This window comes from Streptomyces anthophorae, from assembly GCF_049310305.1.
Lineage (GTDB): Bacteria > Actinomycetota > Actinomycetes > Streptomycetales > Streptomycetaceae > Streptomyces.
In genome coordinates this window covers 5,920,787-5,943,595 of the sequence record NZ_JBLWQQ010000001.1, presented here as the reverse complement: position 1 = coordinate 5,943,595, position 22,809 = coordinate 5,920,787, and the positions used below count along the sequence as shown (strand labels likewise).

The following is a 22,809-nucleotide window of genomic DNA, read 5'->3' as shown; positions in this document are numbered from 1 at the left end:
GCCGAACCGGCGTCACGGCCACGGGGCTCCGCCCCGGACCCCGCGCCTCAATCGCCGGCGGGGCTTCAAAAGCTCGGGGCTCCGCCCCGCCCCTGCGTGTCTCGTTCCAGAGCCGGTCTTGATGGGCCCACCCGTCGCACGGGCTTGCCCCACCGGCACGGGCCCTACGGTCCCGTGTGTCGGCCTCACGGCGTTCCTCACCCCGCCTGCGGCGAACCGCCGCCAGGCCCGTTACAGCCGACGGCCGCCCCCGCCCTGCGCACCCCGCCACCGGCACGGCTCCCCACCGGTGACAGACGACCATCCCCACCTTGAGCACCCCGCCACCGGCACGGCACCCCACCCGTGGCGGTCGGAGCCGCCCCGCCTTGAGCAATCTGCCGCCTTGGGCGGCAGGGTGGGCAAGGCGGCGCACGGTGCCGCGCAACAGACCTTGAGGCCCGGCCCCGGCCGACATCGCGACCCCGGTGCCGCGCAACGCGGACGGATGGCGCCGGAGGGCCGAAGCCCCCCGGAGGGGGCGGGTGGTGGGAGATGAGCGCAGGACGTGCAGCACCCGGCAGCCTGAAGGACAGGCAGTCGGGGAACGGGCCCAAGACGCGCAACACCCGACAATCCCAGGGACGGGCGCAAGACGCGCGGCAGCCCGAAGGACATGCCGCAGGGGGAGGGACGGGCGCAAGACGCGCGCGGCAGCCCGCAGGAGGCGAACGCAAGGCGCGCAACACCCGGCAGAGCACCACGCCACCACGCCCGCAACGCCCGCCGTCTCCTCCGCCGACGGCCCCCGCCCAAGCCCACCTCGCACGCCCCCGCCCCGCCCCACGACAAAGCGGGCCGCACCCATCGGTGCGGCCCGCCCGGACGAAACGGTCGCCGGAGGTTAGAAGGGCTCGAAGTCGTCGAACTCCTGCTGCGACTCGTCCCGCTCCGCCTGCCGGTCACGGCGACGCTGCGCGGCAGGACGCGGCGCCTCCATACGGTGGTCCTCGCCACGGCGCCCAAGCATCTCGGCGCCCGCCATCATCGTCGGCTCCCAGTCGAAGACGACCGCGTTGTCCTCGGGACCGATCGCGACGCCGTCACCGTGCCGCGCGCCCGCCTTCATCAGCTCGTCCTCGACACCGAGGCGGCTGAGCCGGTCCGCGAGGTAGCCGACGGCCTCGTCGTTGTTGAAGTCGGTCTGGCGCACCCAGCGCTCCGGCTTCTCGCCGCGGACGCGGAACAGCGGCTCGCCGTCGGCGTCCTCGCGCTTGACGGTGAAGCCCGCGTCGTCCACGGCCTTCGGCCGGATGACGATCCGGGTCGCCTCGTCCTTGGGCTTCGCGGCCCGCGCCTCGCCCACCAGCTCGGCGAGCGCGTACGACAGCTCCTTGAGGCCCTTGTGCGCGACGGCGGAGACCTCGAAGACGCGGTAGCCGCGCTCCTCCAGGTCCGGGCGGACCATGTCGGCGAGGTCCTGGCCGTCGGGCACGTCGATCTTGTTGAGGACGACGAGGCGCGGCCGGTTCTCCAGGCCCGCGCCGTACTCGCGCAGCTCCGCCTCGATGACGTCCAGGTCGGACACCGGGTCGCGGTCGGACTCCAGCGTCGCCGTGTCGAGGACGTGCACGAGGACGCTGCACCGCTCCACGTGCCGCAGGAACTCCAGGCCGAGGCCCTTGCCCTGGCTGGCGCCGGGGATCAGTCCGGGGACGTCGGCGATCGTGTAGACGGTCGCGCCGGCCGTCACCACGCCCAGGTTCGGGACCAGCGTCGTGAACGGGTAGTCCGCGATCTTCGGCTTGGCGGCGGAGAGCACCGAGATCAGCGAGGACTTGCCGGCGCTCGGGTAGCCGACGAGCGCCACGTCCGCGACGGTCTTCAGCTCCAGGTGGACGTCGCCCTCGTCGCCCGGCACACCGAGCAGCGCGAAGCCGGGCGCCTTGCGGCGGGCCGAGGCGAGGGCCGCGTTGCCGAGGCCGCCGCGGCCGCCCTGCGCGGCGATGAACGTGGTGCCCTGGCCGACCATGTCGGCGAGCACATTGCCCTGCTTGTCGAGGACGACCGTGCCGTCGGGCACCGGCAGGATCAGGTCCTGGCCGTCCTTGCCCGACCGGTTGTCGCCCGCACCGGGCGCGCCGTTCGTCGCCTTGCGGTGCGGCGAGTGGTGGTAGTCGAGCAGCGTCGTGACGTCCTGGTCGACGACCAGGATCACGTCACCGCCACGGCCGCCGTTGCCGCCGTCCGGGCCGCCGAGCGGCTTGAACTTCTCACGGTGGACGGAGGCACAGCCGTGGCCCCCGCTACCCGCGGCGACATGAAGTTCGACGCGGTCCACGAAGGTGGTCATGGTTCAGTGCCTCCAGAAACGTACGGAAATGTCTCTACTTCAACACGCGAAAGGCGGACCCGCTTCCCCTGGGGGGAAGTGAGGTCCGCCTCGCGAAAAAATCCAGGTCAGAAAGCCCTCAGGCGTTTCAGACGACCGGGACGATGTTCACGACCTTACGGCCACGGTGGGTACCGAACTCCACCGCACCGGCGTCAAGGGCGAACAGCGTGTCGTCCTTGCCGCGGCCGACACCGTTGCCCGGGTGGAAGTGGGTGCCGCGCTGGCGGACCAGGATCTCACCGGCGTTGACGGCCTGACCGCCGAAGCGCTTCACGCCGAGCCGCTGAGCATTGGAATCGCGCCCGTTCCGAGTGGACGATGCGCCCTTCTTGTGTGCCATCTTGTCTCAGTCCCTTACTTCGCAGCCGTGGGGATACCGGTGACCTTGATCGCCGTGTACTGCTGACGGTGACCCTGGCGACGGCGGTAGCCGGTCTTGTTCTTGTAGCGAAGGATGTCGATCTTCGCGCCCTTGTGGTGGTCCACGACCTCGGCCTGGACCTTGATGCCGGCCAGCACCCACGGGTCGCTGGTCACGGCGTCGCCGTCGACAACGAGCAGCGTAGAGAGCTCTACGGTGTCGCCAACCTTGGCGGTGGGAAGCTTGTCAACCTCAACGATGTCGTCGACAGCAACCTTGTGCTGACGACCACCGCTGCGCACGATGGCGTACACGGATCTCTCTTTTCGCTCGGAACGGAACCCCCGCAGTCCAGCCGCGCGAGGCGGCCTCTCCCGGATTTCACGAGGAACTCCGGGAGGAAAAAGGTTTACGGGAGTGAGGCGCATCGATGGACACGCCGACGGTCAAGGTTACGGGTCGCCCCACGGAAGGGCAAACCGGCCCCCTGACCGGCGGACTCACGTGGTCTTGACGGTCTTGGCCTCGCCGTCCTGCGGCAGCGTCTTGACGCCCTTGCACAGGCTCGTATTGTCCGAGACCCCCGGGTACGCGACGCCCCACACCTTGTTGAAGTGCGTGCGGTACGTGTCGTGCACGGAGTCGTCGTCGATCTTGACGTACGCCTCGTCGTTCTCGCGCAGCGCCGGGTTCGAGGCGTTCTGCGAGCCGGTGAACGTGATCTTGTTGCGCGCGCCGTCGTACATGCCGTCGATCGCCACGTACTTGGTGTGGATGATGTACGGCGTCGTCGGCGAGGTCCTCGGGTCGTTGTAGCAGCGCACCGGCGGGGCGCCGGAGGCGTGCATCGACGTCCAGGCGCCGCTGTCGGACGTCGCGTACTCGATCTGGACCGTGCAGCCCGCCTTCTTCAGCGAGACCAGCTTGTCGGCGATGGCCTGCCGGGTGATCTGGAAGATCGCGGCGCGCACGATCGTCCGCTTCGTGGTGCCGGTCGTCGCGTCCTTGTAGGTGCACGAGACGTTGTTGAGCACCGAGTGCAGCGTGTCCGTGGAGTTCGTGCTGCCGGCCCGCGGGAAGAAGTACGCCTTGTAGCGGCCGTTGCTGACCGTGCGGTAGTCCCAGTTCGCCCAGTCCTTGACGACCATGTCGTCAAAATAGTCCGCGTACGCGCCGTAGAGCACCCGGTTGTTGGGCAGCAGGAGCGCGTCGTTGAAGAACTTCGTGCTCGCGGACGGCGTGGAGTTCGCCGTGGTCTGCACGACGACGTTCGTGGCGCCCTCGACGGCCGAGAACAGCCAGAACTTGTTGTGCATGATCGACTTCCCGAACTTCGGGTCGCCGAGGCAGGACTTGTCCGTGGGACACAGCTGCACGAAGGACGGATTGGCGCGGCTCGTGCCGAACAGCGCGACCAGCTGCGAGTAGACCGTGTTGTCCGGCCGGTCCGTCCTGCTGGTCGAGTCGAGCAGGATCTGCACGCGTACGCCGCGGTCCCTGGCCCGCTTCAGAGCGTCGACGATCGTCTGCTCCCACACGTGGAAGACGGCGACCTTGATGGTCGATCCCGGCAGCGCCGCGTCCGTCAGCTCGACGAGCCGGGTGCGGATGGCGTACTGCTCCTGGGTGGTGCCCAGCGGATCGTTGAAGATCGGCCCCTCGGTCCAGGTCCGTGTCCCGTCCGCCTGTGCGGTTCCCCCCGCGGCCACCGCCTGCACCCCGGCCGCGGAGAGCACGGTGGCCAGTGCCACCATCTGCCGTCCGCCCTTGGCCGGCTTCTCGGCACGGTGTCTGCCCGTGCCTCTGAGACGCACGTGCGCCATCGCATTCCCTCCCCTGACACGAGTACGCGTCTCCCCAACGCCCACCCGAGTCCTTCACTTGTATGACTGCATGAGTTTTACAGGCAGTTGGCCGTGCTCCAAGAGGCGGGGTGCAAAACATGTGGTCTTCACGACCTCCCGTGTGCACCACACGACGACGCCCCCGCACAGCGCTGCTGTGCGGGGGCGTCGCTGCCCGGTACGGGCGGAGCCTCAGGCCTCGTCGGCCGCGGCCGAGACGGACGGCAGCGACTGCTGCTCGGCCGCCGCGGTCTTCTTCGCGGTCGTCTTCTTGGCCGTCGTCTTCTTGGCGGCGGTCTTCTTGGCGGTCGCGGTGGTCTTCTTCGCCGCGGTCGCCTTCTTCGCCGTCGCCTTCTTGGCGGCCGTCTTCTTGGCCGCCGTCTTCTTGGCGGGCGCCTCGTCCTCGGCCGTGTCGTCGGCGGACGACTCGGTCGTGGCCTTCTTGGCGGCCGTCTTCTTGGTGGTGGCGGCCTTCTTCGCCGTCGCCTTCTTGGCCGTCTTGCGGGCGGCCTTCTTGGCGGCGGGCGCCTCCTCGGCCTCCGCCGGAGCGGCGTCCTGGGCAGGCGCCTCGTCCGTGGCCGACGGGACGACCACGACGGCCGTGTCCTCGGCGGAGGACGGGGCGGTCGCCTTGCGCACGGCGCGACGGCGCGGGCGGGCCGGGGCCGCGGCCTCGGTCACCTCGGCCTTCGGCGCCTCGGGCTCGGCGGCCTGCGGCTCCTCGACGGGCTCGGCCTTGACCGGCTCCGTGACGGTCACCGCGGCGGCCTCCTCGGAGGACGCCTTCGGGGAACCGGCGGGAGCGGACGCCTTGCGCGTGGCACGGCGGCGCGGACGCGGCGCGGGGGCCTCGTCCTGCACCGGCTCGGGCACGGGGGCCGGGGCCGGCTCGGCGGCCTTCGGCTCCTCGACGACCGGCTCGGGCGCCGGAGCCTCGGCCTCGGCCTCGGCGGCCCTGCGCTCAGCGGCCCGCTCGGCCTTCGACTTCCTGCCGGACCTCGCCGGCTTCTCGGCCTCCGCCTGCGGGGCGCCGGCCGGGGCCGACACACGACGCGTGGCGCGGCGGCGCGAGCGGCCACGGCTGCCCGCGGCGGCCTCCGCCTCGGCGGCGCTGGAGTACAGCTCCTCGTCCGGGACGAACTCGGGCTCGGGCAGCGCCGCGGGGGCGGCCGCCTCAGCGGCGACCTCGGCCTCGGTCTCGGTCTGCTCCGCGGCCGGGGCCTCGTGCGTCTCGTGCTGGTGCTCGCCGTTGTGCTCGCCGTTGCCACCGCGGCCGCGCTTCTTGCGCTTGCCGCCGCCACCGCCGGACGCGGGCTGCTCCATGTGCACGATGACGCCGCGGCCGTTGCAGTGCACGCAGGTCTCGGAGAAGGACTCCAGGAGGCCCTGCCCGACCCGCTTACGGGTCATCTGGACCAGGCCGAGCGAGGTGACCTCGGCGACCTGGTGCTTCGTACGGTCCCTGCCCAGGCACTCGAGCAGGCGCCGCAGGACCAGGTCCCGGTTGGACTCCAGGACCATGTCGATGAAGTCGATGACGACGATGCCGCCCAGGTCGCGCAGCCGCAGCTGGCGCACGATCTCCTCGGCCGCCTCCAGGTTGTTCCTGGTGACGGTCTCTTCGAGGTTGCCGCCCTGGCCGGTGAACTTCCCCGTGTTGACGTCGACCACGATCATGGCCTCGGTCTTGTCGATCACCAGGGAGCCGCCGGACGGCAGCCACACCTTGCGGTCGAGCGCCTTGGCCAGCTGCTCGTCGATCCGGTACGTCGCGAAGACGTCGACCTCGGACGTCCACTTGGACAGGCGGTCCGACAGGTCGGGCGCCACGTGGTTGACGTAACCGTGGATGGTCTCCCACGCCTCGTCACCGGAGACGATGACCTTGGAGAAGTCCTCGTTGAAGATGTCGCGCACGACGCGGACGGTCATGTCCGGCTCGCCGTACAGCAGGCTCGGCGAGGACGTCGAGATCTGCTTGGACTTCTTCTGGATGTCCTCCCACTGCCCCTGGAGACGCTCGACGTCGCGGCGCAGCTCGTCCTCGCTCGCGCCCTCGGCGGCGGTGCGCACGATGACGCCCGCGTCCTCGGGGACGATCTTCTTGAGGATGGTCTTCAGGCGCGCCCGCTCGGTGTCGGGCAGCTTGCGGCTGATGCCGGTCATCGAGCCCTCGGGCACGTAGACCAGGTAGCGGCCGGGCAGCGAGACCTGGCTGGTCAGGCGGGCGCCCTTGTGGCCGATCGGGTCCTTGGTGACCTGCACGAGGACGGACTGGCCGGACTTGAGTGCGGTCTCGATGCGGCGCGGCCCGTTGGCCATGCCGAGCGCCTCGAAGTTGACCTCACCGGCGTACAGCACCGCGTTGCGGCCCTTGCCGATGTCGATGAAGGCGGCCTCCATCGACGGCAGCACGTTCTGGACCTTGCCCAGGTACACGTTGCCGACGTACGAGGTCGACTGCTCCTTGTTGACGTAGTGCTCGACGAGGATGTCGTCCTCGAGCACGCCGATCTGGGTGCGCTCGCCGTGCTGGCGGACCACCATGACGCGCTCGACGGCCTCGCGGCGCGCCAGGAACTCGGCCTCGGTGATGATCGGGACGCGGCGGCGGCCCTGCTCGCGGCCCTCGCGACGGCGCTGCTTCTTGGCCTCCAGACGCGTGGAGCCCTTGATGGACTGCACCTCGTCCGAGGAGGTCGACCGCTCTTCCTTCTTGCGCGGCTCGCGGACCTTCACGACCGTGCGCTCCGGGTCGTCGGCCGGCTGCTCGACGTCCGAGGAGCTGTCCCCGGCGCGACGGCGACGGCGACGGCGGCGACGGCTGCTGCTGGAGCCGCCGGAACCGGCGGACTCGTCGCGCTGCTCGTCGTCCTCGGCGCGGTCGTCCTCGGACTCCGCGGCGGCCGGCTCGGCGTCCTCGTCGGAGGCGTCGGACTCGTGCTCGTTCTCGCTGTCGTTGTCGACGTCGCCGGACTCGCCGCGGCGACGGCGACGGCCACCCCGGCGACGGCGGCGGGCCGGGCGGTCCCCGTGCTCGTCCTGCTCGTCGTTGTCGCCGTTCTCCTCGGCCCGCTGGTCCTCGGCCTCGGTCTCGGCGGCGGCCTCGGGGGCCTCGGTCTCCTTGGGCGCCTCGGCAGCGGCGGGCTGCTCGTCGGAGGCGCGACGGCGGCGACGGTTGCGGCGCGGCCCCTGCTCCTCCTCGACGGCGGCGGGGGCAGCGGGGGCCTGCTCGGGCTCGGGCTGCGGCTCGACGGCGGCCTCGGCCGCGGCAGCGGCGGCGGCCCGCTCCGGCGTCTGGAACATCGGCTCGGTGAAGACGGGCGCCTGGAACGTGGCGACGGAGGCGCGCTTCGGGCGCGTGTCGTCGTCCTGCGCGTCCCGGCCGGCCTTCGCCTGCTTCGATCCGGACCTGGCGGACTTCGTGGCCTTGGTGGCCTTCGGCTCGGCGAAACCGCCGGCGGCCTTACGGGTGGCGCGGCGCCTGCGGCGCGGCGACTCGTCCTCGGCGGCCTCGGCGGTCTCGGTGTTCTCCGTGGCCTCGGCCTCCGGCGCCTTCTCGGCGGCGATGGCGTCGGAGACCTCGGGGGGACCGGCAGGCACGCTCGGCGCGGAGGAGCCACGGGTGGCGCGGCGACGGTTGCGGCGCGGCCCCGAGGCCTCGTCGGCGACCGGCTCCGGCTCCGCGGCGGGCGCGGCGGCCTCGGCCTGCGGCTCCTCGGCGGAGGCGGCCTCTGCGGCCGGGGCGTCCGGGGTCGACACGGTGCGGGTGGCGCGGCGACGGCCGCGGCGCGGGGCCGCGGGCTCCTCGGCGGCGGCCGGCTCCGGCGCGGCGGCGGGCTCGGCGACCGGCTCGGCGGGCTCCGCCACCACGGTCGTCGCCTCGGCCTGAGCGGCGGGCGCACCCGTGGGTGCGGTGGCGCGTCGGGTCGCGCGGCGGCGCGGGCGTCCTGCGGGCTCCGGGGCCTCGGCGGCCGGGGAAGTCTCGGGGGTCTCGACGGGCGCCTCTTCGGCGGCCGGAGTCGGGGTGGCAGTGGCCGGTATGGCCACAGCGGCGTCCTCCGCGGCCTCGCCGGTCGCGGCGACCGGCGGGCCCGCGGGGCGCGAGGCGGCCCGGCGCCGACGGCGCGGGGGCAGGGTGTCGCTGGGGCTGTCCAGCTCGGGGTTGGTGGCTTCGGTCTCGGGCATGCGGGTGGATCTCCCGTCGGGCCTCCGGGCGCCGCGCCTGATCCGTGACCGGTGACGTCTGCGGCTCACGCGCATCGAGTCGAGCGCGGTGCCGCCGGTCCGGGGCGCGGGCGCCGCACGGAGGCTCTTTATGTCTGTTCTCGCCGGTTCCGGTACGCGATGTACGTACGGCCTGGCGAAAGTCCTTGGGTGGGTGCGCTGCCCGACCCAGATGGCTCCCGAGTACGAGGGCGGCGCTACGACGACCGCCTTACGCGGGACCTTCCACGGCAGGCGCCGTCGCGGTGGCAGTGCCTGCGGCCGCCTTTTGTGGGGCGGCCCGGTCTGCCTCGCGGTCGAGCGCGAGCGGGTCGGTCACCGTGCCTGTCTCTTCGTCGAAAAGCCCCTGCGCCAGCCTGGTCACCGCTGCGGGGACCGGCGGCGCCAGGTCGGCCACGGCGCGGAGACCGGACAGGACGTCGTCGGGTCGTACGGCAGGCGTCACGTGCCGAACAACCAGCCGCAGTATCGCACAGGCCGCCTCGCTGGGCCTATCAGCCGGACCAGCCGAAACGTCGGAGACCTCGATCGCGTCCAGGCTGACGACGGCCTCGCGGGCGTCGAACGTCCGGATCCCGCTCTTTGTCTTCCTCTGTACCTCGACGGTCTCCGCGGCACGGAACGCCTCAGCGGCGCGCGCCGCCTCCTCGACGCTCACGCCGTCGAGCCGCAGCTCCCACACGGAGGCGGTGAGCCGGTCGGCGAGGCCCGAGGTGCGGGCCTCCACGGCGTCCACGATGTCGAGGCCCGCGGGCATCGACTCGTCGAGGAGCTGCCTGAGCTTCTCGGGGTCGCGCGGCGCGGTGAGCGCGATCTCCAGGTACTCGGCCTCACTGCCCGTGCCGGTGGGTGCGGCATTGGCGTAGGACACCTTCGGGTGCGGCGTGAACCCCGCCGAGTACGCCATGGGTACCTCGGCGCGGCGCAGCGCACGCTCGAAAGCACGCTGGAAGTCACGGTGGCTGGTGAACCGGAGGCGGCCGCGCTTGGTGTAGCGCAGTCGGATGCGCTGCACCGCGGGTGCGGGCGGCGGGCCTACGGGCTGTCGCTTGCCCAGTGTCCTAGTCCTTAATGAATGCGGTCTTCGTGGGTGCGGTCGTACTGCTGTCAAGACTACGTCCCTGCGGGCCGCCCGGTTCCCTCCGGGCGCTGACCTGCGGTTCAGGCCGGGGCGGTGGGCCGAAGAGCAACCGTCGCACGTCGGCCCGTGCCTGCCGGGCCGCGGCGCGCACGCTCGCGGCCACCCGCCCGACGGGCCGCAGCACGTAGTCGCGCACGACGTGCCCGACCGGGGTGAGCACCGTGCGGTACACCCAGCGCAGCGGGTCCACGATCAGCCACCGCAGCGCCCGGCCGACGGCACGGGAGACGTACCCGGCGATCCGCCACGCGAAGCACAGCGCGTTCCAGATCTCGCGCAGCACGACACCGAGCACCCGGCCGATCGGGGCGAGCACGTACGTCCACAGGGCGACCAGCGGCACCACGATCAACACCCGTACCAGCCAGGCGAGTCCACGGCCGAGCGGCACCAACACGTGGTCCCGCAGCGCCCTTCCGACGGGCGCGAGGACATGGACGTACAGCCACACCGCGGGGACCACGAGCAACACGCGGCCGAGCCAGGCGAGTCCACGTCCGACAGGCGCGAGCACGTACCGCCACAGCATCAGGAACGGCCACACGAGCAGTCCGTACAACACCCAGCCGATCGCCCGCGCGAGCGGCAGCAGCAGCCACCGCCCGACGAAACGGCCGACCGCCGCGAGCGCGTCCCACACGAGCCGCACGGGTACCACGACGACGACCATCACGATCCGCAGCGGCAGCCGGATCGCCGTCACGAGGCAGCCCTCGGCGGCGGGTTCGGGGCGCTTCTCCAAGTCCATGTCTCTCCAGACGCGCGGGACGCCGTCGCGGATGCAACCCGGCATGGCCGATCAGGTCCCGTACGTCGTATGTTCGGGGCAGTCCGCAATATCGCGGTTGTGCCTTTAGGGGGAGGAATTACGCATGATCACACTCACCAAGGAAGACGGCCCCGCCGACCTGGACGGGGTGACCCACCTGTCCATCGGGGTGTCCTGGGACCCCACCGCCGGCAGCAGCGGGGGCGTCCTCGGCGCGCTGCGCCGCAAGCAGGGTACGGACCTCGACCTGATCGCCATCGCCATGCAGGGCGCTGATCCGGTGCGCCTGGCGGGGCTCGACTCGCTGGACCCGATGGGCAACGGCTCGCTCGTCCACAGCGGCGACAACCAGACCGGCAAGGGCGAGGGCGACGACGAGACGGTCACCGTCGAGTTCTCCCGCCTCCCGCAGCAGATCACGTCGATCGTGTTCGTGGCGGCCGCGTACAAGAAGGGCAGCTCGTTCCAGAAGGCCCGCAACATCAGCTTCAAGGTCTACGACGCGACGGGCGGCAGCTCCCAGCAGGTCGCCGACATCTGGCCGAGCCTGATGACCAACGACAACGGCTGCGCGGTCGCCAAGGCCATGCGCGTGGGCGGCTCCTGGAAGCTGGAGGTGATCAATACGCCGGGCAAGATCAAGCAGGGTGACGAGCACGCCCTGATGCGTTTCGCGGCCAGCAAGTAGGCCCGCGAGCAGGCCCGCGCGAGACGAAGGGGCGGCCGGTCAGGAACCGGCCGCCCCTTCGTCGTGCGCGTGCGTCCTACTTGACGACCGTCAGCGGCAGCAGCTGCTTGCCCGTCGGGCCGATCTGGATGTTCGTGTCCATCGCCGGGCAGACACCGCAGTCGAAGCACGGCGTCCAGCGGCAGTCGTCGACCTCGGTCTCGTCGAGCGCGTCCTGCCAGTCCTCCCAGAGCCAGTCCTTGTCGAGACCGGAGTCCAGGTGGTCCCAGGGCAGGACCTCCTCGTACGTGCGCTCACGCGTCGTGTACCAGTCGACGTCGACGCCGTACTCGGGCAGCGTCTTGGCGGCGCAGGCCATCCAGCGGTCGTAGCTGAAGTACTCGCGCCAGCCGTCGAAGCGGCCGCCGTCCTCGTAGACGGCGCGGATGACGGAGCCGATGCGGCGGTCGCCACGGGAGAGCAGGCCCTCGACGATGCCGGGCTTGCCGTCGTGGTAGCGGAAGCCGATGGAGCGGCCGTACTTCTTGTCGCCGCGGATCTTGTCGCGGAGCTTGGCCAGGCGCTCGTCCGTCTCCGTGGAGCTGAGCTGCGGCGCCCACTGGAACGGGGTGTGCGGCTTGGGGACGAACCCGCCGATCGACACCGTGCAGCGGATGTCGTTGCCCGCGACCTCGCGGCCCTTGGCGATCACGTTGGCCGCCATGTCGGCGATCTGGAGGACGTCCTCGTCGGTCTCGGTGGGCAGGCCGAGCATGAAGTACAGCTTCACCTGGCGCCAGCCGTTGCCGTACGCGGTCGCGACCGTACGGATCAGGTCCTCTTCGGAGACCATCTTGTTGATGACCTTGCGCATGCGCTCACTGCCGCCCTCGGGGGCGAAGGTGAGGCCGGAGCGGCGGCCGTTGCGCGTCAGCTCGTTGGCGAGGTCGATGTTGAAGGCGTCCACGCGGGTGGAGGGGAGGGACAGACCGATCTTGTCCTCCTCGTACCGGTCCGCCAGGCCCTTCGCGACCTCGCCGATCTCGGAGTGGTCCGCGGAGGACAGCGAGAGCAGGCCGACCTCCTCGAAGCCGGTCGCCTTGAGGCCCTTGTCGACCATCTCGCCGATGCCGGTGATGCTTCGCTCCCGCACGGGGCGCGTGATCATGCCGGCCTGGCAGAAACGGCAGCCGCGGGTGCAGCCGCGGAAGATCTCGACGGACATCCGCTCGTGGACCGTCTCCGCGAGCGGCACGAGGGGCTGCTTCGGGTAGGGCCACTCGTCGAGGTCCATGACGGTGTGCTTGGACACCCGCCACGGCACGCCGCTGCGGTTGGGCACGACGCGGCCGATGCGGCCGTCCGGCAGGTACTCGACGTCGTAGAAGCCCGGGATGTAGACGCTGCCGGTCTTCGCGAGGCGGAGCAGGACCTCCTCGCGTCCGCCGGGACGGCCCTCGGCCTTCCACTGGCGGATGATCTCGGTCATGTCGAGCACGGCCTGCTCGCCGTCGCCGATGATCGCGGCGTCGATGAAGTCGGCGATCGGCTCGGGGTTGAAGGCCGCGTGGCCGCCCGCGAGGACGATCGGGTCCTCCACCGTGCGGTCCTTGGACTCCAGCGGGATGCCCGCCAGGTCGAGCGCGGTCAGCATGTTCGTGTAGCCGAGCTCGGTGGAGAAGCTGAGCCCGAAGACGTCGAACGCCTTCACCGGGCGGTGCGAGTCGACCGTGAACTGCGGGACCTCGTGCTTGCGCATGAGTTCCTCGAGGTCCGGCCACACGCTGTAGGTGCGCTCGGCGAGGACGCCCTGGCGCTCGTTGAGCACCTCGTACAGGATCATGACGCCCTGGTTGGGCAGACCGACCTCGTACGCGTCCGGGTACATGAGTGCCCAGCGGACGTCGCACTCCTCCCACGGCTTGACCGTGGAGTTCAGCTCACCGCCGACGTATTGGATCGGCTTCTGCACATGCGGCAGCAGGGCTTCGAGCTGCGGAAAGACAGACTCCACCGGCGAGGCGGCGGGTTCGGCAGACATAACCGTTGACCTTCGTGAGCTGACAGGGGTGACCATCCAGCCTAACCCGCCGAAAGCTCCGGTTCCGCCGCCCGCTCCCAGACCCCCGGCAGCTCCCGCTCCCGGTCGGCCGCGGCCGCCTGCTCCTGGCCGTACAGGAGGCCCCAGGTGAAGGCGGTCTCCCCCGCCGCGTGCGCCTGGATCGCGAGGTCGCGCAGGGTCTCGCGGGCGACCACGCTGTCCTGGTGGTCGCCGAGCAGCGACTGCACGTCCTTCATGGCGCGGGCGAACCGCTTGGCCTGCTTGCCGAGGACGGGCACCGCGGTCTCCCCCGCGTACCGGGCGCGCTTGGCGGCCTTGCGGGCGTCATGCATCGCGAGGTCGCGGTCGTGGCCCGCGGGCAGCGACAGGGCGTGCTCGATGCGCGTCGCGAGGCGGGCGTGGTCCTTGAGGGCGGCCTTGGCGAGGACCTCGGCGGCGGGGCGGCCGGCCGGCTTGCCCCGCAGCGGCGGCTCGGCGAGCAGGGCGTCGAGGGCCCGCAGCAGGTCCAGGTAGCGCTTGCCGTCGAGCACGGCGACCGTGTGCCGGCGCGAGCCGTGGCGGCGGGCGACGGCCCAGATGCGCAGGCGGCCGCGGACGGGGCCGAGCAGCAGGGTGCGGGGCAGGGCGTCCATCCGGCCGGTGATCCGCTCGGTGAGCACCTCGCGGTCCCGGTCGATGCCCAGCTCGCCCGCGAGCCACTTCAGCTCCTCGCCGACGGGCTCGGTGACGGCCGGGTCGAGCACCTTCTTGTACGTCTTGAACGCGCTGCGGATGCGGCGGGTGGCCACGCGCATCTGGTGCACGGAGTCGGGCAGGTCGCGGCGTACGGCGGGGTCGAGCTCGACGAGGGCGTCGCGCTGGGCGCGCAGATGGGCGAGGACGTGGTCGCCCGCGGTGTCCCCCGTGTCGGACGCCCCGTGGTCCGTAGGCCGCGCGGCCCCGGTCTCCTCCAGGGCGCGCGCCAGCTTGGAGGCGGAGCCGGAGCGCTCGACGCCGGCCTTGCGGAGGCGTTTTTCGACCTTGCCGAGGAAGGCGGGGTCGGCGCCGTCCGCGAGTTCGACCTCGATCTCGGTCCAGGCGGTGGTCCGCTCCCCGTCGGCCCGCTCGGCGCGGACGGCGTCGACGCACACCTCGGCGAGGAGTGAGCCGTCGGCGCCGGTCAGGTGGGACACGTCCCGCGACGAGCGGAGCCGGACGACGGGGATGAGCTCGTCGCCGCGGACCCGGGAGCGTACGAGGCCCGCGAGGGCGCGCGGCAGGGTGGCGGAGGGCGGCGCCTGCACCTCGTCGCGGACGCCCTCGCTCAGCGCGACCGGCAGTTTCAGGTGCCAGCCCGCGTCGTCGCCGCCGGTGCGGTGGCGCAAGGTGATCCTGTCGGTGGCGAGGCGCTGGTCCTCGGTGTCGTAGTAGACGGCGTCGAGTTCGACGACGCCCTTGTCGACGACGGCCGATACGCCGGGGACCTTCAGCAGGTCGGGCAGCCGGAAGTGGCCGGTCGGGGCGTCGTACTTTCGCTCGATCTCGCGCTTCGTCTCCGCCATAACCTGAATTTAGGCGTCTGCGGCGACGGGGCCAAGGTCTCGGGGCGCTGCCCCGGACCCCGCTGCTCAATCGCCGCAGGGGCTCAATCAGCCGAATCGGAGCGCCGACGGCACCCGCGCCGCCAAGGTCTCGGGGCTCCGCCCCGGGCCCCGCGCCTCAATCGCCGGCGGGGCTTGCTATGCGCGACTCACGCCGACATCGGACGTTGCACCTTGATCGATTGCAGTAGGCCGACCGCCACCCACACCGCGAACATCGATGAACCGCCGTACGAGACGAACGGGAGCGGGAGGCCCGCCACCGGCATGATGCCGAGGGTCATGCCGACGTTCTCGAAGGCCTGGAAGGCGAACCAGGCGATGATGCCCGCCGCCACGATCGTGCCGTACAGCTCGCTCGTGCCGCGCGCGATCTTGCACGCCCGCCACAGCACCACGCCGAGCAGCAGCAGGATCAGCCCCGCGCCCAGGAAGCCGAGCTCCTCGCCGGCCACCGTGAACACGAAGTCCGTCTGCTGCTCGGGCACGAACTGCCCGGTGGTCTGCGAGCCGTGGAAGAGGCCCGCGCCGGAGAGCCCGCCCGAACCGATCGCGATGCGCGCCTGGTTGGTGTTGTAGCCGACGCCCGCCGGGTCGAGCGCCGGGTTGGCGAAGGCCGCGAACCGGGCGATCTGGTAGTCGTCCAGGACCCCCAGCTTCCAGACCGCCACCGCGCCCGCCGCACCGACGCCGATGAGCCCGAGCACCCACCGGTTCGAGGCCCCCGACGCGAGCAGCACGCCGAGCACGATCATCACCATCACCATGACGGACCCGAGGTCCGGCATCAGCATGACGATCAGCATCGGGACCGCGGCGAGGCCGAGGGCCTGCAACACCGTGCGGTGGTCGGGGTGCTCCCGGTCCCCCGCGTCGACGCGGGTCGCCAGGATCATCGCCATGCCCAGGATGATCGTGATCTTCACGAACTCCGAGGGCTGCAACGAGAAGCCGCCGCCGATGACGATCCAGGCGTGCGCCCCGTTCACGGTCGCGCCGAGCGGGGTGAGCACGAGGAGGACCAGGAAGACGGAGATGCCGTAGAGGATCGGCACGGCCGTGCGCAGCGTGCGGTGGCCGAGCCAGACCGTGCCCGCCATCAGCGCGACGCCGATGCCGGTGTTCAGCAGGTGCCGGAACAGGAAGTAGTAGGGATCGCCCTGGTTGAGCTCGGTCCTGTTGCGGGTCGCCGAGTAGACGAGCGCGGCGCCGATGAACGACAGCGCGATCGCCGAGAGCAGCATCGGCCAGTCGAGCCTGCGCAGCACCGAGTCGCGGGCCATGAGCCGCGTCATGGTGGAGCGCTGCGGCCCGTAGCCGGAGACGGAGAAGCCGTTGCCGGTCACCGGTCAGTCCCTCCTGCTGTTTCCGTACGAGGAGACGGGCAGCGTCGCCGCCAGCTCCTGCTGGGCGGGCGTCGTGTCCTTGCCCGGCTGGAACGGCTTGATCTCCGGGGCGTCGATCGAACCGTCCTTCTGGATCTTCGGCAGGCTCTTCTCCGGCTCGGGCAGCAGGGCCTTCTTCTTGTTGATGCCGCCCTTGTTGTCGACGCCGTAGAGCGCGTCGTAGATCTTGCGGACGGCGGGGCCCGAGGCTCCGGAACCCGTACCACCCTGGGCGATCGTCATGACGACCGAGTAGTCCTTCGTGTACGTCGCGAACCACGAGGTCGTCTGCTTGCCGTAGACCTCGGCGGTACCGGTCTTGGCGTGCATCGGGATCTTGTCCTGCGGCCAGCCGCCGAAGCGCCAGGCGGCGGTGCCGCGCGTCGCCACGCCCGCGAGGGCCTGGTCGATGTGGCGCTGGGTCTGCTTCGTCATGGGCAGCTTGCCCTGCGACTTCGGCGCGATCTCGCTGACCTGCTTGCCGTCGGGGCTGATCACGGCCTTGCCGACCGCGGGCTGGTAGAGCGTGCCGCCGTTGGAGATGGCTCCGTAGATCCGGGCCATCTGGATCGGGGTGACGAGCGTGTCGCCCTGGCCGATGGAGTAGTTGACCTCGTCACCGGCGCGCATGACATTGCCCTGGCGGCAGTTCTCCCAGTTGAGGCGCTCGACGTACGAGCCGTCCTTCTTGCCGCCCTTGCACCAGGCGTCCTTGTTGGCCTTCCAGTACTGCTGCTTCCACTTCCGGTCGGGCACCCGGCCGTTGACCTCGTTGGGCAGGTCGATGCCGGTCTCCTTGCCGAGACCGAACTGGTGGGCCGTCTTGTAGAAAGAGTCCTCGGTGTTGACGCCGCCCTTGGGGTGGATGCCGCCGAGCTTCTGCCACTCCTTGTGGGCGAGGCCGTAGAAGACGGTGTCGCAGGAGACCTCAAGGGCGCGGCCGAGGCTGATCGGGCCGAAGTTCTCCGACTCGAAGTTCTTGAAGACCTGGCTGCCGATCGAGTACGAGCTGGTGCACGGGTAGCGGCCGTTGAACGGGTACCCGGCGTTGACCGCGGCGGTGCTGGAGATGACCTTGAAGATCGAGCCGGGCGCCGACTGGCCCTGGATCGCCCGGTTGAGCAGCGGGTAGTTGGACTGCTTGCCGGTGAGCTTGTCGTAGTCCTTGCCGGAGATGCCGCCGACCCAGGCGTTCGGGTCGTACGTCGGGTTGGAGGCCATGGCGACGACGCGGCCGGTCTTGGCCTCCATCACGACGACGGAGCCGGAGTCGGCCTTGTAGTTCTCGCCGGTGTTCTTGTCGAACTCGTGCCGGGCGGCCTTCATCGCCGCGTCCAGCTCCTTCTCGGCGACGGACTGCACGCGGGCGTCTATCGACGTGACGACGTTCGCCCCGGGCTCGGCCTTGTCGCTCTCGGCGCGGCCGATGACGCGGCCGAGGTTGTCGACCTCGTAGCGGGTGACGCCCGCCTTGCCGCGCAGGTCCTTGTCGTACGTGCGCTCAAGGCCGCTGCGGCCGACCTGGTCGGAGCGCAGGTACGGCGAGTCGGAGTTCTTGGCCTTCTCGATCTCCGCGTCGGTGACCGGGGAGAGGTAGCCGAGGACCTGCGCGGTGTTGGAGCCGCCGGGTCCCGCGTAGCGGCGCACGGCGGTGGGCTCCGCGGTGATGCCGGGGAAGTCCTCGCTGCGCTCGCGGATCTGAAGGGCCTGCTTGGGCGTGGCCTCGTCGGTGATCGGGATGGGCTGGTACGGCGAGCCGTTCCAGCAGGGCTGCGGCGTCTTCGCGTCGCACAGCCGGACCTTCTCCTGGATGGTCTTGGGCTGCATCCCGAGGACCTTGGCGAGCTTGGTGAGGACGGCCTTGCCCTCGTCGTCCATCTTCATCAGGTCGGTGCGGGAGGCGGAGACGACCAGCCGCGTCTCGTTGTCGGCGAGCGGGATGCCGCGCGCGTCGAGGATGGAGCCGCGGGTGGCGGGCGTGACGACCTGCTGGACGTGGTTCCCCGAGGCCTCCTTGGCGTACTCGTCGCCGTTGCGGATCTGGAGGTACCAGAGCCGGCCGCCGAGGGTGAGCAGGAGGGAGAGGACGAGGATCTGGAGAATGATGAGGCGGATCTGGACGCGAGGCGTGCGGCCCGTCTCGGGAATGTTGGTCATGGGCGCAGCCCATTCGTTGAAAGGGCGGTGGTGGGTGACGGGCGGGCGGTCACGGTGGCGTGCTCCCCCTCTCAGTACGAGGACGTGTACGAGTACGAGTAGGTGTACACGCCGAAGCTGTGCGTGCCTGCGGTGTCGTCGGTCAACTGCCGTGCGCTCACAGGCGCTTGACCCCCTTGATGCGGCCCGCGCGGGAGGCGCGCGCCTTGACCGACTTCATGCGCAGACCGCCGCGCTGGCCGCCGCCGATGCTCAGGCCCGTGCCGCCGCCGGAGAGCCAGCCGGAGGCGACGTCCGCGGCCTTGGCGGAGCCTCCGGAGGAGTCGCCCAGCGGATCGTTCTCGGCGCGTCTGGCGAGCCACATCACGCCCGGCACCACGAAGGGCGCGAGCAGCAGGTCGTAGAGGGCCGCGGTGAAGATGAGGCCGCCGAGGCCGACGTCGCGGGCGGCGGTGTCGCCGACGAGCGCGCCCACGCCCGCGTACAGCAGGGTCGTGCCGACGGCGGCGCCGACGACCACGAGCATGGGTCCTGCCGCCGAACGCAGCTGCCCGCTCTCGGGCTTGGCGAGGCCCGCCAGGTAGCCGATGACGCAGAGCACCAGGGCGTAGCGGCCCGCGGCGTGGTCGGCGGGCGGCGCGAGGTCCGCGAGCAGTCCTGCGCCGAAGCCGACGAAGGCGCCGCCCACGTGTCCGTACACGAGGGCGAGGCCGAGGACGGTCAGGAGCATCAGGTCGGGGACGGCGCCGGGCAGTTGCAGCCGGGCCAGGACACAGACCTGGAGGACGAGGGCCACGACGACAAGGACCGTGGAGAGCAGCATCCGGTTGAAGCGCATGATTCCTTGCTCCTCCTGCTACTGCTGCTGGTCTGCGTTGTTGTCGGCGGCGTTCTCGCCGTTGCCGTTGCCGTTGCCGCCCGCGTCCGCGCCCGGGGTGGCCGTCACGGTCACGGTGGGCGTCGGCTTGGGCTTGGCGGGCTTCTTCGGCAGCACCGTGTCCCGCGGGTCGGTGCGCGGCGCCTGCACGACGACCCCGACGATGTCGAGCTTGGTGAAGCCGACGTACGGCTTCACGTAGACGGTGCGGGTCAGGTCGCCGCCGGAGGGGTCGACGCGGACGACGCGGCCGACCGGCACGCCCGGCACGAACGGCTTGTCGGCCTGCGAGCCGAAGGTGACGAGCCGCTCGCCCTTCTTCACCTTGGCCTTGCCGTTGAGGAGCTGGACGCGCAGCGGGCGGTCGCCCTGCCCGGACGCGAAGCCCAGCTCGTCGGACTTCTCCATGCGGGTGCCGACGGTGAAGTCCGGGTCGTTGGCGAGCAGCACCGTCGCGGTGTTCGGGCCGACGGTCGTGACACGGCCGACGAGGCCGTCGCCGTTGAGCACCGTCATGTCGCGCTTGAGGCCGTCGTTCGCGCCGGCGTCGATGGTCACGGTCCAGGAGAAGCCCTGTGCCGAGCCGATGGCGATGACCTGGGCGCCCTTGATGCCGTACTGGCCCGCGCCCGCCGTCTTCAGCATGGCGTCGAGCTGGCGGACCTTGCTGCGGTTGCGGTCGCCGCTGCCGAGCTTGGCCTTCAACGCGGCGTTCTCGTGCTCCAGTTCGCCGATGCGGTTGTGCCGCTTGTCGGAGTCGCGGACCGCGCTTATGGCGTTGCCGATCGGGTCGACCGCGCCCGAGACCCCGTTCTCCACGGGGCCGAAGACCGTCGCGGCGGCGTGCCGGGCACCGTCGACAGGCGAGTCCTCGCCGCCGCGGATGTCCACCGTGATCAGTGCGAACGCGATGGCGATCAGCAGCACCAGGAGCAGCCGGCTCTCTCGTGTGTCCCTCACGTGCGGCGGCCGTGCCTTCCTCTGTCGATTACGTCGAGCGGTGCTCGGCCGAGCCGAGCGATGCTGGGGAGGATTTCTTATGCCTTGCCTATATATCAACGATCCGCCGCACGAGGTGGCAGGCACTCGTACGGCGGACGTTTTCGCTTCACATCATCTGCGCGGCGAGGCGTCCAGAACCTGCTGGAGCGCCTCGAACTCCTCGACGCACTTGCCGGAACCGAGCGCCACACTGTCGAGCGGGTCCTCGGCGATGTGGATCGGCATGCCGGTCTCGCGGCGCAGCCGTTCGTCGAGGCCGCGCAGCAGGGCGCCGCCACCGGTGAGAACGATGCCGCGGTCCATTACGTCACCGGACAGTTCGGGCGGGCACTTGTCGAGGGTGGTCTTCACGGCGTCGACGATCGCGTTGACCGGTTCCTCGATCGCCTTGCGGACTTCCGCCGCCGAGATGACGACGGTCTTCGGCAGCCCCGACACCAGGTCGCGGCCGCGGATCTCGGTGTGTTCGTCGGAGTCGAGGTCGTACGCGGAGCCGATCGTGATCTTGATCTGTTCGGCGGTGCGCTCACCGAGGAGGAGCGAGTACTCCTTCTTGATGTGCTGGATGATCGCGTTGTCCAGCTCGTCGCCCGCGACGCGGATGGACTGCGCCGTGACGATTCCGCCGAGCGAGATCACCGCGACCTCGGTGGTGCCGCCACCGATGTCGACCACCATGTTGCCCGTGGCCTCGTGGACCGGGAGCCCGGAACCGATGGCCGCGGCCATGGGCTCCTCGATGATGTGCACCTGGCGGGCACCGGCCTGCGAGGAGGCCTCGATGACCGCGCGGCGCTCGACACCGGTGATGCCGGACGGCACGCAGACGACGACACGAGGCCGGGCGAGGTAGCGCCGCTTGTGCACCTTCAGGATGAAGTAGCGGAGCATGCGCTCGGTGATCTCGAAGTCGGCGATCACGCCGTCCTTCAGCGGGCGGACGGCCACGATGTTGCCCGGCGTGCGCCCGATCATCTTCTTGGCTTCGGCGCCGACCGCGAGGATGCCGCCGGTGTTGGTGTTGATCGCGACCACGGACGGCTCATTGAGCACGATCCCTCGACCCCTGACGTACACCAGCGTGTTGGCGGTCCCGAGGTCGACAGCCATGTCACGGCCGATGAACGACATTGAGTTCCCCATCAGGATTCGTCTGGCCTTCCCAAGTGGAGCGTTTGATGGCTTGTCAGGTAGGCGAGAGGTGGACGCAGTGTGGCGTGGAGGCTCCATCGTAGTCTCGCCTGCACGATCACGGCGCGAGGGTCTTCGCCATTGTCAGCATGGGAGTCCCCGCCCCGCTAATGGGGACGTCCCGACGGAGGAGTGCGTTCCCCCAATCGGGCCGCATATGCAAAAGAGCGGCCCGAATTCTCGGGCCGCTCCTGGTCAGTGGCGCTCCGTGACTGACGCTGCATCAGAAAACGAACTCGCCGGTCTCATGGAGCGGACACCGGGTGTCTCACGGGAGTGGATCGAAGTCCGGAATACGAGAAGACCCGGATAGTCGACCCCTTCGCCCCGTTACGAGAAATCGGGGAAGAAAAGCTTCAGCTCGCGCTCCGCGGACTCCTCGGAGTCGGAGGCGTGGATCAGGTTCTCCCGGACAATGCTGCCGAAGTCGCCGCGGATCGAACCGGGGGCGGCGGCGATCGGGTCCGTGGGACCCGCCAGCTGGCGCACGCCCTCGATCACGCGCTCGCCCTCGACGACCAGGGCGACCACCGGGCCGGAGGACATGAAGTCGACCAGCGGCTCGTAGAACGGCTTGCCCTTGTGCTCGCCGTAGTGCGCCTCCAGCGTCTCCTGGCTCAGGCTGCGCAGTTCGAGCGCGCTGATCGTCCAGCCGGCCTTGCGCTCGATGCGGCCGATGATCTCGCCGATCAGGCCGCGGCGGACGGCGTCGGGCTTGAGCAGGACGAGCGTGCGCTGGGTCATTCGCGGGACTCCTTGTAGGCCTAGGTGTGCGGTGACGCCCGAGGTTACAGGGCGTGACCACCGCCCCGGCAGGCGGGCGGGCGGCTCAGGCCTGCTCGGCCTGCGCCGCCCAGCGGGCCTTCGCCTCGTCGACCTTGCGGCCGAAGTGCACCGAGGCCCACCACAGGCCCGCGAAGCAGGCGCCGAGGAAGAACATGACCGGCACGAAGAAGCCGCTGATGATCAGGGCGATCTGGAGCGCCCAGCCGAGCTGCACGCCGCCCGGCCGCGTCACCATGCCGCACAGCAGCACGCTGAGCAGCATCGCGATGCCGCTCACCGTCCACACGAGCGTGGCCGACAGATCGGGGTCCTTCATGGCGACGAGCCCGGCGAAGCCGATGACGAAGAACTCGGCGAGCAGCGTCGAGGAACAGAGAATACGCACG

At 70.6% G+C, this 22,809-nt stretch carries 17 protein-coding genes; 1 reads left to right on the top strand and 16 read right to left on the bottom strand.

The annotated features are described in order from the left end of the window. Positions 1-883: 883 nt before the first annotated feature. The 7 genes from obgE to ACNYS0_RS26900 all read right to left on the bottom strand — a co-directional run bounded on the left by obgE (position 884) and on the right by ACNYS0_RS26900 (position 10,695). Entirely contained in the window at positions 884-2,332 is a 1,449-nt protein-coding gene (gene obgE, locus ACNYS0_RS26930; protein ID WP_422477020.1) for a GTPase ObgE, read from the bottom strand. Positions 2,333-2,459: 127 nt separating this feature from the next. After that, positions 2,460-2,714 (bottom strand): 50S ribosomal protein L27, encoded by a 255-nt coding sequence (gene rpmA / locus ACNYS0_RS26925; RefSeq protein ID WP_266719696.1) that lies wholly within the window; start codon positions 2,712-2,714, stop codon positions 2,460-2,462. A 14-nt stretch (positions 2,715-2,728) separates the two neighbouring features. After that, positions 2,729-3,049 carry a 50S ribosomal protein L21 gene (gene rplU / locus ACNYS0_RS26920; protein ID WP_326024203.1) on the bottom strand — a complete coding sequence of 107 codons (321 nt, stop codon included), beginning with the start codon at positions 3,047-3,049 and terminating at the stop codon, positions 2,729-2,731. Between the two features lie 186 nt (positions 3,050-3,235). Next, on the bottom strand, positions 3,236-4,558 hold the full coding sequence (locus tag ACNYS0_RS26915; protein WP_422477019.1) for a phospholipase D-like domain-containing protein: 1,323 nt from the start codon (positions 4,556-4,558) through the stop codon (positions 3,236-3,238). Between the two features lie 213 nt (positions 4,559-4,771). Further along, positions 4,772-8,767 (bottom strand): Rne/Rng family ribonuclease, encoded by a 3,996-nt coding sequence (locus ACNYS0_RS26910; RefSeq protein WP_422477018.1) that lies wholly within the window; start codon positions 8,765-8,767, stop codon positions 4,772-4,774. A 250-nt stretch (positions 8,768-9,017) separates the two neighbouring features. Beyond that, positions 9,018-9,821: a TIGR03936 family radical SAM-associated protein gene (locus ACNYS0_RS26905; RefSeq protein WP_422477017.1), complete on the bottom strand. Its 804-nt coding sequence runs from the start codon at positions 9,819-9,821 to the stop codon at positions 9,018-9,020. Positions 9,822-9,867: 46 nt separating this feature from the next. Beyond that, positions 9,868-10,695, bottom strand: a complete 828-nt coding sequence (locus tag ACNYS0_RS26900; RefSeq protein WP_422477016.1) for a hypothetical protein — start codon at positions 10,693-10,695, stop codon at positions 9,868-9,870. 124 nt (positions 10,696-10,819) lie between these two features. On the opposite strand from ACNYS0_RS26900, the gene ACNYS0_RS26895 reads away from it, so the two are divergent. Then, the gene (locus ACNYS0_RS26895) at positions 10,820-11,404 is read left to right on the top strand and encodes a TerD family protein (RefSeq protein WP_422477015.1); all 585 of its coding nucleotides are present in this window, start codon (positions 10,820-10,822) and stop codon (positions 11,402-11,404) included. A 76-nt stretch (positions 11,405-11,480) separates the two neighbouring features. On the opposite strand, the gene ACNYS0_RS26890 is transcribed toward ACNYS0_RS26895, so the two are convergent. From ACNYS0_RS26890 to ACNYS0_RS26850, 9 genes are all read right to left on the bottom strand, one after another. Next, positions 11,481-13,424, bottom strand: coding sequence for a TIGR03960 family B12-binding radical SAM protein (locus ACNYS0_RS26890; protein WP_399230727.1), 1,944 nt, complete (start codon positions 13,422-13,424; stop codon positions 11,481-11,483). A gap of 41 nt (positions 13,425-13,465) precedes the next feature. After that, a complete protein-coding gene (locus tag ACNYS0_RS26885) occupies positions 13,466-14,986 on the bottom strand; it encodes a CYTH and CHAD domain-containing protein (RefSeq protein WP_422477014.1) in 1,521 nt (506 codons plus the stop codon). A gap of 188 nt (positions 14,987-15,174) precedes the next feature. Further along, a complete protein-coding gene (rodA, locus tag ACNYS0_RS26880) occupies positions 15,175-16,371 on the bottom strand; it encodes a rod shape-determining protein RodA (protein ID WP_422407306.1) in 1,197 nt (398 codons plus the stop codon). A gap of 3 nt (positions 16,372-16,374) precedes the next feature. After that, positions 16,375-18,567: a penicillin-binding protein 2 gene (mrdA, locus tag ACNYS0_RS26875; protein ID WP_422477013.1), complete on the bottom strand. Its 2,193-nt coding sequence runs from the start codon at positions 18,565-18,567 to the stop codon at positions 16,375-16,377. A gap of 157 nt (positions 18,568-18,724) precedes the next feature. Then, a complete protein-coding gene (gene mreD / locus ACNYS0_RS26870) occupies positions 18,725-19,405 on the bottom strand; it encodes a rod shape-determining protein MreD (RefSeq protein WP_422477012.1) in 681 nt (226 codons plus the stop codon). 18 nt (positions 19,406-19,423) lie between these two features. Continuing rightward, positions 19,424-20,404, bottom strand: coding sequence for a rod shape-determining protein MreC (gene mreC, locus ACNYS0_RS26865; RefSeq protein ID WP_422477011.1), 981 nt, complete (start codon positions 20,402-20,404; stop codon positions 19,424-19,426). Positions 20,405-20,557: 153 nt separating this feature from the next. Then, complete coding sequence (locus ACNYS0_RS26860; protein ID WP_266719674.1) at positions 20,558-21,577, bottom strand: rod shape-determining protein; 1,020 nt, start codon at positions 21,575-21,577, stop codon at positions 20,558-20,560. Positions 21,578-21,967: 390 nt separating this feature from the next. Then, positions 21,968-22,381: a nucleoside-diphosphate kinase gene (gene ndk / locus ACNYS0_RS26855; RefSeq protein WP_422477010.1), complete on the bottom strand. Its 414-nt coding sequence runs from the start codon at positions 22,379-22,381 to the stop codon at positions 21,968-21,970. An 85-nt stretch (positions 22,382-22,466) separates the two neighbouring features. Then, the gene (locus ACNYS0_RS26850; RefSeq protein WP_422407310.1) at positions 22,467-22,808 is read right to left on the bottom strand and encodes a DUF4233 domain-containing protein; all 342 of its coding nucleotides are present in this window, start codon (positions 22,806-22,808) and stop codon (positions 22,467-22,469) included. Between the last annotated feature and the right edge of the window lies 1 nt (position 22,809).